General features: G+C 42.0%; 9 protein-coding genes. 7 read left to right on the plus strand and 2 right to left on the minus strand.

Translation table 11 applies throughout. The features are described 5' to 3' along the window. Positions 1–380: 380 nt before the first annotated feature. A complete protein-coding gene (gene gcvT / locus OP864_RS00970; protein ID WP_270099458.1) occupies positions 381–1,487 on the plus strand; it encodes a glycine cleavage system aminomethyltransferase GcvT in 1,107 nt (368 codons plus the stop codon). Positions 1,488–1,548: 61 nt separating this feature from the next. Here gcvT and OP864_RS00975 read toward each other — a convergent pair whose 3' ends face one another. Then, positions 1,549–2,493 (minus strand): SPFH domain-containing protein, encoded by a 945-nt coding sequence (locus OP864_RS00975; protein ID WP_270099459.1) that lies wholly within the window; start codon positions 2,491–2,493, stop codon positions 1,549–1,551. 144 nt (positions 2,494–2,637) lie between these two features. Between OP864_RS00975 and OP864_RS00980 the strand changes: the two genes are divergently transcribed. The 6 genes from OP864_RS00980 (at position 2,638) to OP864_RS01005 (ending at position 11,123) form a co-directional block, all read left to right on the plus strand. Further along, entirely contained in the window at positions 2,638–3,006 is a 369-nt protein-coding gene (locus OP864_RS00980; RefSeq protein ID WP_270099460.1) for a c-type cytochrome, read from the plus strand. An 8-nt stretch (positions 3,007–3,014) separates the two neighbouring features. Beyond that, on the plus strand, positions 3,015–3,587 hold the full coding sequence (locus tag OP864_RS00985) for a GNAT family N-acetyltransferase (protein ID WP_270099461.1): 573 nt from the start codon (positions 3,015–3,017) through the stop codon (positions 3,585–3,587). Positions 3,588–3,628: 41 nt separating this feature from the next. Beyond that, positions 3,629–4,291, plus strand: a complete 663-nt coding sequence (locus OP864_RS00990) for a heme exporter protein CcmB (RefSeq protein WP_014373269.1) — start codon at positions 3,629–3,631, stop codon at positions 4,289–4,291. Positions 4,292–4,884: 593 nt separating this feature from the next. Further along, positions 4,885–7,320, plus strand: coding sequence for a protein kinase domain-containing protein (locus OP864_RS00995; RefSeq protein WP_270099462.1), 2,436 nt, complete (start codon positions 4,885–4,887; stop codon positions 7,318–7,320). 978 nt (positions 7,321–8,298) lie between these two features. After that, entirely contained in the window at positions 8,299–9,861 is a 1,563-nt protein-coding gene (locus OP864_RS01000; protein ID WP_270099463.1) for a type I restriction-modification system subunit M, read from the plus strand. Between the two features lie 11 nt (positions 9,862–9,872). Next, a complete protein-coding gene (locus OP864_RS01005) occupies positions 9,873–11,123 on the plus strand; it encodes a restriction endonuclease subunit S (RefSeq protein WP_270099464.1) in 1,251 nt (416 codons plus the stop codon). 1,629 nt (positions 11,124–12,752) lie between these two features. On the opposite strand, the gene OP864_RS01010 is transcribed toward OP864_RS01005, so the two are convergent. After that, positions 12,753–13,742 carry a hypothetical protein gene (locus OP864_RS01010; protein WP_270099465.1) on the minus strand — a complete coding sequence of 330 codons (990 nt, stop codon included), beginning with the start codon at positions 13,740–13,742 and terminating at the stop codon, positions 12,753–12,755. Positions 13,743–13,837: the final 95 nt, after the last annotated feature.

Below are 13,837 nucleotides of genomic sequence, written 5' to 3' on the forward strand. Positions count from 1 at the left end.
AGACTGAATATCAAGACAAAAGCCAAAAATAACTCATCAAAAAATGATAGTTATTATATATAATTGATAGACTAACAGCCAATTAGCAAAAAACGGGCGTTTTATTTGGCCCAGCGCTGCGGAGGGGTGGCCGCAGGCCAGACCGAGTTTTTTGAGCAAAGCGAAAAAAACGAAGGGCCGAGCGAACAGCGAGCCCCGCAGCATAGCGGCGGCCGACCTAGGCGAAGCCTAGCCGGCCGCGGGCCCCAAAACAGCAGAAAAGAAAAAATTAAAGGGGAAGAGAAGCTCGGCAAAAACATAAAAACTTGTAGTTTCGTGCCGCAAGAACAAACAACCTATACAGCAGGCAGCTTTAGGGCTGCACAACAAAACTATAGATCATGAAAAAAACAGCCTTACACCATATCCATGAAGAACTTGGGGCCAAGATGGTTCCTTTTGCGGGTTATGATATGCCCGTTTCTTATGCTGGAATCAAAGCCGAGCATTTGGCCGTACGTTCCTCTGTTGGTGTTTTTGACGTTTCGCATATGGGCGAATTTATTGTGCGTGGAAAAGAAGCGCTGGATTTGGTGCAGTGGGTGAGCTCTAATGATGCTAGCCGTTTGGAGATGGGCGATGTGCAATATAGCTGTCTGCCCAATGAAGAAGGGGGAATTATTGACGACTTTTTGGTTTATCGTTTGGGCGAGGACCAATGCGCGGCAGGAGAGCAAGCCTTTATGTTGGTGGTCAATGCCTCGAATATGAAAAAGGATTGGGATTGGTTGCAATCTCAAAATCGCTTTGACTGTGAGCTCATTGATATTTCGGATAAAACGACTTTATTGGCCGTGCAAGGTCCCAAAGCGGTCGAGGCCCTACAATCATTGACCGAAATTGCCTTGGGCGAGATGAAATACTATAGCTTTCAGAAAGGAAAATTTGCTGGCTTGGAAAACGTATTGGTTTCGGCAACGGGTTATACGGGAGCTGGTGGATTTGAGATTTACATTCGCAATGAAGATGCGGAAGCCCTTTGGGCCGCTATTTTTGAAGCTGGAGCTGCTTATGATATTCAGCCCGTGGGTTTAGGGGCTCGCGACAGCCTCCGTTTGGAGATGGGCTATTGTCTTTATGGCAATGACATTGATGATACCACCTCTCCTATTGCAGCGGGTTTGAGTTGGATCACCAAATTGCAAAAAGGCGATTTTGTGGGCAAGGAAAAAATTGCTGCGGTTAAGGAAAACAAGCCTACAGAAAAGCTTTATGGATTGGTCATGGAGGGGAAACGTCCGGCCAGACAAGGCTATTTGGTTTATTCTGTAGAGGGAGAAGAGATTGGGCGGATTACCTCTGGTGGCCCCTCTCCTAGTTTAGGAAAATCTATTGCCTTGGCTTATATTCAGTCGAATTGGGCCAAAAAAGATACTGAAGTTTTGGTAGAGATTAGAGGCAAGCGCTTTGCGGCCAAGCTGCAGCGTCCTCCATTCTGGAAGGGATAAAGAAGAAAAGCGGATCAGGGAGTTAGCTCCTTGATCCGCTTTTGTATTTTCTAGCATTAGGCTAGTGTTTTTTCTCTGCTTTCTTGATGGCCTCTTCTTCTAGAGAAGAGATTTTCAGCTTATTGAGGTTATCGCTCAATTGGGTACCCTCCATAATTTGTTGTTGGAGGCCAGAGAGCGTACCTGGGCTATAAGGCACTAAAATAGAGGCGTTTTTCTCTCCAATTTCCTTAACCGTGTCATAATGCTGGGTGAGCAGCACAAACTGCATAATCTCGGAGGGAGAGACATCGCTAAGGGTATTGCTAAAGTCTTCTACCGAATCGGCAAAACCTTTAATAATGGCCAGGCGTTGTTCGGCCACCCCTTCCCCTTGCAGGCGTTTAGATTCTTTTTCGGCTTCGGCATCTTTAATCTTAGAGATTTTGCGCCCTTCGGCATCTTCCGCAATGGCTTCTTTATTTCGGCGGGCGGCATTGATGCGGTTCATGGAATCCTTGACCAATTGGTCGGGGTCAATATCTGTGATTAGGGTTTTGACAATACGATAACCGTATTTCTCCATATGTTCGGCTAGCTCCATACGAACTGCTGTGGCGATATCATCTTTGCGGGCAAAAACATCATCTAGGTCCATTTTTGGCACCTCGGCTCGGACCACATCAAAGATATAGGAAGAAATTTGGCCATAGGGATTATCCAGTTCATAATAGGCCTCTTTTACTTTGGTATCCATGACTTGGACGTGCACCGAAGCCTGTAGCTTGACAAAGACATTATCCTTTGTTTTGGTCTCAATCTGTACATCCATTTGCTGGATCTTGAGGTTAATCTGCTTACTGACCTTATCTAAGAAAGGGACCACAAAGTTGAGTCCGGGGTGCAAAATGCGATTATAGCTCCCCAAACGCTCTACAATATGGGCGGAGCGTTCTCGGACCATTTTGAAAGATGAGAAGAGCACATATAAAATAGCGCCTAAGGCGATTAAGGGGATAAATTCCATACTTCTAGTTTGTATTGGTTCTAAAAAAGAAATCGGGGTTGCTTTTTGTGCTATCTTGCACATACAATATAAGGCAAAAAGTCTTATTAAGGGTTCAGCTTTAGAGCGAAAAAACATATTTTCCAGCTATCAAAAATGTAGATTATGAGCAAAAGACTAATTATCAGCAGTTTGTTCCTCGCCACTATTTTTGTGGCCTGTGGGGGCCCCAACAACAACAGCAATAATGGCAGCAGTAGTAGCAGCAGTAGCAGTAGCAGCAGCACAAAAACGCCTGCCAAACCCAAAGCCGTTAATGGAGCGATGGTATATAAGAAAAACTGTGTAGTTTGTCATGGGGCCAATGGCCGCATGGCCCTAAATGGCGCCAAAATTCTTCCCGAATCAACCATGACGCTAGAAGAGCGCATTATGCAGATCAAAAAAGGGAAAGGCGCCATGCAAGCCTATGAGGGGGTACTTTCTGAGGCGGCCATCAAGGCGGTAGCCGAATATACCATGCAATTTAAATAAGTCATTTTATGCTTTTTGAGCTTGAAAGCCAGCGTTTGGGCCTCACCCAACTGAGCAGTGAATATGCCGAGCAGGTACAGGAGTATTTGGTTCGAAATCGTTACTTTTTTCAGCGCTATATGCCGCGCTGGCCTCAAGCTTTTTGTCAAATCGAAGAGATTCAGAAGCGTCTGAATGAAGAAAAATGGCTGTATCAGCAGCGGCGTTTTATTCGCTATTATATCTTTCATCGCAGCGACAGCCAAAAACATCGCATCATTGGCGATATTTCTTATAGCCACTTTATTTATGGGGCCATGCGCTCTTGTTTTTTGGGCTATAAGGTAGATCAGCAGTTTAATAATTTGGGCGTGGCCACAGAGGCCCTAAAACTGAGCAATCCCAACATCATGCAGCGCTTTGATTTGCAGCGCATAGAGGCCCATATTATGCCCCAAAACAAGGGCTCCAGACGCCTAATCGAAAAACTGGGCTTTGAGCTAGAAGGCACCGCCAAGCAATTTATTTGCATCAATGGAAAATGGGAGGACCACTGCCGCTATGCCTTTGTCAAAGGCCTAAATGAGGAAGAATTTTGCTGATTTTTTGGCGGCTTGCGCTCCCTTTTTACTAATTTCGCCCCATGAATATCTTGCAACAAACTTGGGCCCTGATTAAGAAAGATGCCCGCATCGAATGGAGAAAGCGACAAGCTATTGGTGGCATTTTGCTCTATGTTTTATCCACCACTTTTGTGGTCTATAGCATTGTGGGCGAAAAAACCTCTGGGGTGGTTTGGGCGGCCCTCTACTGGATTATCGTGCTTTTTGCCTCGGTCAATGCAGTGGCCAAAAGCTTTGTGCAAGAGAACCAAGAGCGACAGCTTTATTATTATTCTTTGTTACAACCTGCGGCCCTCATTCTCTCCAAAATTTTCTACAATACGCTCCTACTTTTTGTAGTCTGCCTCCTGTCCTATGGCAGTTTTTCGCTCATTATGGACAATCCCATCCGCTTTCAGGGCCTCTTTTTTCTCCTGATGTTTTTAGGCAGCCTTGGCTTTTCTATTGCCTTTAGTTTTGTGGCTGCCATTGCCGCCAAGGCCCAGCAAGCCGCCACCCTGATGGCCATTCTCAGCTTTCCGATCGTCATTCCGATCCTGATGACCCTCTTGCGCCTTAGCAAAATTGCCCTGGGCCTAATGACCGACACGATGTATTATAAAGACATTTTCATCCTTTTGGCCATTGATCTCATTTTGGGCAGTATTGTCTTGCTGCTCTTCCCCTTTCTCTGGAGAGATTAGTTCTTTTTTTGGGGCCTGCCGCCAAAGGCGGCCGGGCCCTTGCAGGGCTCGCAGGTCTGCTCGGCCCTGCGGGCTTCGCCCTTGGTCTGCCGCTACGCGGCCCCCTTGCAGGCCCCTAGGCCGTTTGGCCTTCGGCCATCCCTAGGGCCAAGGCCCTAGGCTATTGAAAAAAACGCCACCCCCTCATTCGAGGGGATTTTCTGTTCCACTAGACTCCATCAGCAAAGAAGGGCTAAAATGTTTATTTATGGAGGGTTTCAACCCTCCATTGAACACAAAAATGCATTCGTTAATTGGCTGTAGGTTTCAACCTACAGGCCCATATAGCAAGCCCCTAGGGCCGCAGGCCTAGCGATGGTAGGCAGTGCGGCGAAGCCGCAGACCAAGCAAAAAACTTGTTTTTTTGCGCAGGGCCGAGCAGACCTGCGAGCTGCGGACCGACAACAAGCCCTTTAGGGCGCAGTTCGACGACCAAAGGGAGTAACCGGCGGCCAGCAAAGCTGGCCGCGGGCCCAAAAAAAATCAAAAGCAGTTTGCCAAGGCAAAAAATTATTTTTTCCTAAAGTTCATTATCTTGCCCCAACTGCAAGATTATGGAAGAAAAGAACAGCCCCGAACAAAAAATCACTCTTTTTTTGAGCGAGACCAAAGAAGCCCTCTCTTTGGCCCCTGAAGCTTTTGCCTCGGGTGGCGAAGGCAGCTTGTTTCGCATTTTATCGCCAGAAAAGTATAGTGATCGGGTAGCAAAAATTTATCATCCGCATAAAAGGACAGCCGAAAAATTGGCCAAATTGGAGCTCTTGATAAAAGATCCTTTGGGCCAAGGAGAAGAAGGATTTGCGCCCAGTTTTATTTGGCCCCAAGCCATTTTGCAAAATGAAAAAGAGGAGCAAATTGGCGTCATGATGCCGCTAGCCCAAGGAAAAAAATTAGAATTACTTTGCTTACCCAAATTGCCCAAAAAAATTGACGGGGCCTGGAAACGCTTGGCTTTTGATCAGGAAGGCAACCAAAAACTTCGCTTAAAAATTGCCTTTAATTTGGCTAATGCAATTCGACAACTGCAGGCGAAAAAAAAATATGTACTGGTCGATCTAAAAGCCGAAAATATTTTGGTCCAACCCAATGGACAAATCGCTATTGTGGACGTGGATTCGCTGCAAATTTCTGATGGCGAGCAGTTTTTTAAGGCCGCCGTAGCTACCCCCGAATATTCTGCCCCCGAATATTATCAATCGCCAAAAATAAAACGCTTTGAAGCTAGTTGGGATAATTTTGCCCTGGCCGTTATCCTCTATAAATTATTTTTAGGAATTCATCCCTTTGCCGCCTCGGCCAAAGGAGAATATGCCAAGCGCGTCAGTTTGCATGAAAAAATTGAGGCCAAATTATATGTGCATCATCCAAAAGCTAAAGAATGGCTGCAATTTTTGCCGCCACCCCACAAAAAATACCATGAACTTCCGCAGGGGCTGCAAAATTTATTCGCCAAAACTTTTGTGGCAGGGCTAGATCAGCCAGAAAAAAGAGCGAGTCCGGAAGATTTTTGCTACCAATTACTTCAAGCAATTGGTGGCTGGACACTCATTATCTCTTTTGAAGAGCAAAAAATATTAGAACGAAGCAAAGCTTTGCAGTTAGCTGATAAAACACAAATTTTTACCGCTTTTCAACCTCAAGAGGTAGAAATCGAAGAAGTATTGCCCAATGCGGCAAGAGAGCTAATGGCGCTCAAAAATAATTTTTTGGCCGAAAAACAAATCGAGGAAAATCAAGGCTGTTTGGCTGCTCTAGGCTTTTTTATCTATATAGCCGCTTACATTCTACTTTTTGTTAGTGCTTTTTTTTTCTTTATGTCCACAGATGGCTGGCTTTCTTTCTTTTGGTATTTTCCCGGCGCCCTAACTTTATGGATGCTCGGAGCGCATTGGAAAAAATCAAAACAAATTGCCCCTCCTTTTAATAACTTCTTGCAAATTGCTGGTCGACTTGGAGCAATCGCTCTACTTATTTGGGGCGGAGTAAAAACCCTCTACATTCACTCCATACTATATATGTATGCTCCCTTTTATTGGAGTATCTGGACGCTGAGTACTTTTGGCGTAGCTAAACTATTTTCTAAACAAGAAGAAGGTCATTTTTTCTCTTTAGATAGTTTAGCTGTCTTTTTGAAAATGATTACGCTAACAGTTTGGACCATAAATGCTTTTGATATGTTGGACCTGAGTATGGCGAATTATATTGAGGGGGAATACACTATTTTTTGGTCCATTTTTAAAGATTATTTGCCTGCAAACGCTCTAATTGCAATTTTTTACTTTGTAGGCTACCTCTTAGAGCTCATTAGCAGACAAAAACGAAGTTCCCATTCTTCCACTCATGTAAATAGCCTGATAGAAGATTATAATCTCCAAATGAGCCGCCTACAACAAGCTTATACCGGATTAGAAGCAAATTTGCAACAACTACTGCAAAATCAGAAAGGAAAAGAAGAGCGCTTTTTTGCCCACTGGAAAAATAAAGCGCTAGAAAGTAATGAAGATCTCGAAAAACGCTATGATGCACTTCAAGAAGATGCTGCGCAGGCCCAAAATAGAAGCTCAAATCATTTGCTTGAACAAATTAGTGCCGATTTTCCAAAGCTAAAACAGATAAGCAGCCTCTCGGACCTCAGCAAAAAAATTACAGCTCTTGAAAAAAACGCAATGCTCTCCCCCACTCAAAGAGAAACACTAAAAACTAGGCTACAAGAATTATTGCAAGAAAAAGAAAGAAGCGATTTGGCCTATTTTCATAAAATGCAAGAAAAATACGCTCAACTACTTCAAGATGTAGCCAATTGGAAAAAAGAAAAGCAGCAGCAATACCAAAAAGATAGAGCCATTTACCTGCGCTCTGCTCAAAAAGAAATTGAAACGCAAGCTAAATTTAAAGATTTAGCTTTAAATGACTTTTTAGAAGAACTAGATGAGCTGCAAGATCAGAAAAAACAAATTTTGATTCAAAAACAGGCCCTAGAAGAAAAATAATTACAACGGTTTTTTTGCCGAGGGAAAATTCTATTGTTTTTTTACCCCAGCGCTAATTGAAAGCCGCTAATTGAAAGGGGTGTTTTCTTGATGGTTTTCTAGACCTGTTGGTTAAAACCCACAGCAAAAAGGGAAGACATTCTACATCCTACAAAATGAGCCGATGGTTAAAACCATCGGCCCATAAAAAATAGAATACAATCCTTTCCCATTTTCCAGCAAACAAGGGCTTCAGCCCGCCAGTTTGCATAGACCTGCAACCATGGGCTTCAGCCCATGACCATAAAATAATTCCACAAAAAAATTCAGGAATAAAAATAATTGCTATTATTTCTGCCCCATAAATTTCATAGGAACCCCAGGGCCAAGGCCCTAGGCTAAGGAAAAAATTGTCATCCCCTCATGCGAGGGGATTTTTTTTGCGGTTGTGGTTTGGTGGTTGTTTTTTGAAGTTTTTTTGGACCAGTGGGTTAAAACCCACAGCAAAAAGGGAAGACATTCTACATCCAAAAAAATGAGCCGATGGTTGAAACCATCGGCCCATGAAATGCCGCAGAAAAAATTGTGGGGAAAAAATCCATTCATCGCCTAGGGACAAGCCCCTAGGCTAAGTTTTTTTATCAGCCCGCTAAAGAGGGCCTCTTTTTATTTTGTTGTTTTTTAGGCTTGAGCCTAATTGAAAGCCGCTATTTGAAAAGGGTAGTTTAACCGCCGAAGAAAAAAGCCCAGAGAAAAAACTAAGGTTGTGCAAAAAAGGAGAGCGAAGCGAGCCTTTTGGCCTAGCGATGGGGAGCAGTGCGGCGCAGCCGCAGACCAAGCAAAAAACTTGTTTTTTTGCGCAGGGCCGAGCAGACCTGCGAGCTGCGGACCGTAGCGCCGACGAGCGAAGCGAGGCGGAGGCCCCAAAAAAAATCAACTCCAAAATAAAACTGATTTTCTTCTAGCAACTCCTTATCTTCCGCCCAAAATCTAGATATCATGAGTGAACAGGATAATCAAAAAAAACAATTGGAGCAAAGACTCTGGAATATTGCGGATTTGCTTCGGGGACGAATGCATGCCGATGAATTTAGAGACTATATGCTCGGCTTTATCTTTTTTAAGTTCCTTTCTGAGCAAGTGGAGCATTATGGCAATGCTTTGTTGGCGGGCGAGTATAAAATGAAATACGATGAGTTGCAGGAAGAAAAAGATCAAGAAATTTTAGCCGCCATTAAAACTTCTGCCGTTGAAAATCATGGCTTTTTTCTTAGTCCCCAATTATTATTTAAGCAGTTGGCGCAGCATGATGGCTTTATCATTGAAAAATTGCAAGAAGCCTTTAGCTTGATTGAAAATAGTAGCTTGGGCACCGATAATGAAAAAGCTTTTGCCGGACTTTTTGAGGATGTAGATTTAAATTCTACAAAATTGGGCCGCAATCCCGATGAACGCAACGCTTTAATTAGCAACATCTTAAAAGAATTGCAAAAAATTGATTTTAAGCTAGAAGATAGCGAAAATGATGTTTTGGGCGATGCCTATGAGTATTTGATTGGACAGTTTGCCAGCGGTGCAGGCAAAAAAGCAGGCGAATTTTATACGCCCCAACAAGTATCTAAAATTTTGGCGCGGCTAGTTGTGGGCGAACGCAAAAGATTGCGCTCTGTTTATGACCCCAGTTGCGGATCGGGTTCGCTTTTATTGCGGGTTGTTCGAGAACTGAAAAAAGATGCGGAGGCAAATTCGCCCGATGTTTTTGGTCAAGAGCTCAATAGAACAACTTATAACTTGGCCCGCATGAATATGTTGTTGCACGGCCAAAAGCCCGATCATTTTTCTATTGCGCAAGATGATACCTTAGCCCGCCCCCAACATTTGGACAAAAAATTTGAGGCGATTGTTGCCAATCCTCCTTTTTCTGCCAAATGGGAACATAATGCGACTTATCATAATGATGAGCGTTTTTCTGCCTACGGAAAATTGGCCCCAAAATCTAAAGCCGATTTTGCCTTTGTCCAACATATGCTCCATCATTTGGATGAGCAAGGCCGAATGGCGGTGGTTTTGCCCCATGGCGTTTTGTTTAGAGGAGCCGCAGAAGGCCATATCCGAAAATTTATTTTGGAACAAAACTTTTTGGATGCCGTGATCGGTTTGCCAGCCAATATTTTTTATGGCACCTCTATTCCTACCTGTATTTTGGTTTTCCGAAAAGATCGAGAAAAAAATGCCCCCATTTTATTTATGGATGCTTCGGCCCATTTTGAAAAAGGGAAAAACCAAAATAATTTGCGCGATGAGGATGTAGAACGCATTATTAGCCATTATCAGGAAAAAAAGGAAAGCGACAAATTTAGTTATTTGGCCAGCCTAGAGGAAATTGCAGAGAATGATTACAATCTCAATATCCCTCGCTATGTCGATACTTTTGAAGAAGAAGAAGCTGTTGATCTGGAAGCCGTTGCCCTGGCGCTCAAAAATTTGGGCGCAGCCGAAAAAGAAAGCGAAAATAAATTGCAGGCCTTTTGCCAAAGCCTAAATATTCCAACACCCTTTTAGCCTAAAGCAAAATGAAACAAAAAAATAAACAGCCTAAACTTCGATTCCCTCAGTTTGATGGGGATTGGGAAGAGGTTACCTTTAATGCAGCCTATCAATTTAAAAAAACAAACTCTTTTTCAAGAGCTATGCTCAATAGTCATCATGGAGTTGTCAAAAATATTCATTACGGTGATATTCATACTAAATTTTCAGCGCTATTAGATATTTCTAAAGAAAAACTCCCATTTGTTAAGACAAGTATTGATTTATCTAAAATAGGAGCAGACAACTACTGTCAAAATCAAGATTTAGCTATCGCAGATGCTTCTGAGAATTATGATGATATTGGAAAAGCTACAGAGATATGTAATATTGGCAACACCAAAGTTTTATCTGGATTACATACCTTTCTTGCAAGACCAAACAAAAAACTAATTGCTAGTGGTTTTGGTGGAATTTTTATGCAGTCGGAATCTATTCGATATCAAATAAAAATTGAAGCCCAAGGAACAAAAGTATTAGGAATATCTACAAAACGATTAGGTAGCATCCAACTCCATCTCCCCTCTTTAGCGGAGCAAGAAAAAATTGCTGATTTTTTCAGTACGCTTGATGCCTATTTGGGGCAAAAAAAGCAGCGTTTAGCGTTGCTGCAAGAATACAAGCGGGGCATGATGCAGCAATTATTTTCTGGGCAAAAACGTTTTCAGCCTGATGCGGGCGGGGAGTTTCCTGCTTGGGAGTGGGTTGCGGCTAAAAATATTTTTAAAAACCATAGTAATAAAAATCATAATGGCGAGCTTCCTATTGTAGCCGTTACTCAAGACCAAGGAGTTGTTTTGCGAGATAGTCTAGAAAAAACTATTCATACATCTCAGGCTAGTGTCCAGTCCTATAAAATTGTAGAACCAGGTGATTTTGTTATTAGTCTTCGCTCATTTCAAGGTGGATTGGAACATTCTGATGTAAAAGGAATTTGCAGCCCAGCTTATACCATACTTAAACCTAAGGTTGCTATCGATAGTAATTTTTTCAAACACTACTTTAAAAAAGAACGATTTATCAGAAGACTAAGTAGTGCGGTAATCGGTATTCGCGATGGCAAACAAATAAGCTATTCTGCATTTTCTGCAATCAAAATCCCTCTCCCATCCATAGCGGAGCAAAAAAAGATTGCGGAATTTTTGGAGGCTATAGATGATCGGATCAAATTGGTGGAGCAATCGGTAGCGCAATTAGAAAGTTGGAAGAAAGGATTATTGCAAGAATTATTGGTTTAGTTTTTTGGGGCTGCCCCTGCGCTTCGCTTGGGTCGGGCTATGTCGCAGCTCGCAGGTCTGCTCGGCCCTGCGTTTTTTTTCGCTGCGCTCAAAAAAACTGGGTCTGGCCTGCGGCCACTGCTATCTATCCCTCAGCCGCTCATCTATTTTTTTTCTTTGGGCTTTTTTCTTCGGCGGTTTTGCGGTTGTTGTTTTGTTTCTTGGAGCCAATTTTTTCCCATTTTCCAGCAAACAAGGGCTTCAGCCCGCTCTTTGCATAGACAATCAACCATGGGCTTTAGCCCATGGCCGTAAAACAACCCCAGAAAATAATTCAGGGATAAAAACAATTGCTATTATTTCTCCCCTGGGCTGAAGCCCAGGGTTGTAGACTTGAGCGAACTGGCGGACTAAAGTCCTTGTTCGCTTTTTTAGGGCGGTTGTTTTTTTTCTTGATGGTTTTGGACCAGTGGGTTAAAACCCACAGCAACAAAGAGGGCCGTTCTACATCCAAACAAAATGAGCCGATGGTTGAAACCATCGGCCCATAAAGTGCAGTGGAAAAAATTGTGGGGAAAAAATCCGTTCATCGCCTAGGGACAAGCCCCCAGGCTAAGTTTTTTTATCAGCCCGCTAAAGAGGGCCTCTTTTTATTTTGTTATTTTTTAGGCTTGAGCTTAATTGAAAGCCGCTAATTGAAAGGGGTGTTTTTCATCCCACATAAATTTCATAGGAACCCTAGGGCCAAGGCCCTAGGCTAGCCAAAAAATTATCATCCCCTCATGCGAGGGGATTTTTCTTTGCGGTTGTGGTTTGGTGGTTGTTTTTCTTGAAGCTAATTTTTTCCATTTTCCAGCAAACAAGGGCTTCAGCCCGCCAGTTTGCATAGACCCACAACCATGGGCTTCAGCCCATGGCCCTAAAATAATTCAGGAATAAAAACAATTGCTATTATTTCTACCCTGGGCTGAAGCCCAGGGTTGCTGACTTGAGCGAACTAGCGGACTAAAGTCCTTGTTCGCTTTTTTTGGGCGGTTGTTTTTTTTCTTAGTGCTTTTGGACCAGTGGGTTAAAACCCAGAGCAAAAAAGAGGGCCATTTTACATCCAACAAAATGAGCCGATGGTTGAAACCATCGGCCCATGAAATGCCGCAGAAAAAATTGTGGTAGAAAAATCCATTCATCGCCTAGGGACAAGCCCCCAGGCTAAGTTTTTTTATCAACCCTCTAAAGAGGGCCTCTTTTTATTTTGTTGTTTTTTAGGCTTGAGCCTAATTGAAAGCCGCTATTTGAAAGGGGTGTTTTTCATCCTCCATAAATTTCATAGGAACCCTAGGGCCAAGGCCCTAGGCTAAGGAAAAAATTATCATCCCCTCATTCGAGGGGATTTTTTTTGTGGGTGGTTTGGGCGGTTGTTTTTTTTCTTGGTGGTTTTGGATCCATTAGTTTTTTCCTCGAGGAAAAAATTGCAGTAAAAAAATCCATTCATCGCCTAGGGACAAGCCCCCAGGCTAAGTTTTTTTGTCAGCCCTCTAAAGAGGGCCTCTTTTTATTTTGTTGTTTTTAGGCTTGAGCCTATTTGAAAGCCGCTATTTGAAAGGGGTGTTTTCTTGGTTGTTTTAGAAACCCACAGTAAAAGGGAGGCTAATTTCAAGCTTCACATTTCCTCAGCCATTGAACTATTTTTTTAATCTCATTTATATCATAAAACAAATCTGCATTAGGATCATACTTAGTAGTATTAAGGTTGGTCTTAACCTTTCCTTTTTCTCTAGTACTAAATCCGTTACTCACTAGATTTTTATGAATTTGTTCAGGGGTTATTCCTGGAATAGGGATGATAGAACCAATTAGTGTTTCTGAATAACTTGTTTTAAGAGAAAAAATGTTAAAAATAGATTTTATACCAGGGTTAATTACATAGTAAGTCCCTATACTATCACGAGAGAATTGATTTCTAACAAATATCTCCTTCTTGTATTTTGAATTGATGTCCATAATTTGTTCTCTATACAAATCATAATATTTATCCAATAAAAATATGTACCCAAATTTTGCAAAAGTTAAAATATAGGAAGTTTTTAATAATGCTCTGTCTATAGATTCAATATTTATCTTTCCGTATTTTGGAGTAATACTCAGTTTTTGTCCTACAGAATTATTTTTCAATGAATCCAAATATTTGCTTAATAAACTAGGGTTGTTGTTATTGAGTGAATGTTGGACCTCAATCAAACCATTACTTTTAGGTGTAAATTTTCCCGAAATAAGCCCACTCTCAAATTGAATTTTTCTATGTTGAGATTCATTTCTTAAAGAAAAAACATCATCTAAATTTCTAAGGGCATGTATGAGGTCTGCATCAATTTGATGCCCTGCTGTTGAGTTGCATTCTTTACAGGTTAAAGCTATTCGTGTCCCTTTTAGCTTATTTGGAGGAGCATCTTCTTCTGTCAAAAAGTTTTTATTTTTTGACATTAAATCATCTTCATTAAACTGCCTTACACATAGTGGACATATATAGGTTTTATCATATTTTAGATCAATATTTATAAGACCATTCTCTTTCAATAGATGAAGTTGGTTTGAAAATTTATCAAACAATTTTTTCCTTTTTAAGAAATTTTTACTTCGATTCATTAGCTCTAAATTATTATTATCGTAATATTTATCCTACCCAACGGCCTTGTTGCATAAATAAAACCCTTCAAATCAGTTAATTACAAAAAACCTTG

The sequence above is a fragment of the Saprospira grandis genome (genome assembly GCF_027594745.1).
In the GTDB taxonomy this organism is placed as follows: domain Bacteria; phylum Bacteroidota; class Bacteroidia; order Chitinophagales; family Saprospiraceae; genus Saprospira; species Saprospira grandis.

Coding starts and splice junctions, on each gene's coding strand:
- OP864_RS01005 (WP_270099464.1), top strand. CDS start 9,873: ATGAAACAAAAAAATAAACAGCCTAAACTTCGATTCCCTCAGTTTGAT.
- OP864_RS01010 (WP_270099465.1), bottom strand. CDS start 13,742: ATGAATCGAAGTAAAAATTTCTTAAAAAGGAAAAAATTGTTTGATAAA.
- OP864_RS00990 (WP_014373269.1), top strand. CDS start 3,629: ATGAATATCTTGCAACAAACTTGGGCCCTGATTAAGAAAGATGCCCGC.
- OP864_RS00980 (WP_270099460.1), top strand. CDS start 2,638: ATGAGCAAAAGACTAATTATCAGCAGTTTGTTCCTCGCCACTATTTTT.
- OP864_RS01000 (WP_270099463.1), top strand. CDS start 8,299: ATGAGTGAACAGGATAATCAAAAAAAACAATTGGAGCAAAGACTCTGG.
- OP864_RS00995 (WP_270099462.1), top strand. CDS start 4,885: ATGGAAGAAAAGAACAGCCCCGAACAAAAAATCACTCTTTTTTTGAGC.
- gcvT (WP_270099458.1), top strand. CDS start 381: ATGAAAAAAACAGCCTTACACCATATCCATGAAGAACTTGGGGCCAAG.
- OP864_RS00975 (WP_270099459.1), bottom strand. CDS start 2,493: ATGGAATTTATCCCCTTAATCGCCTTAGGCGCTATTTTATATGTGCTC.
- OP864_RS00985 (WP_270099461.1), top strand. CDS start 3,015: ATGCTTTTTGAGCTTGAAAGCCAGCGTTTGGGCCTCACCCAACTGAGC.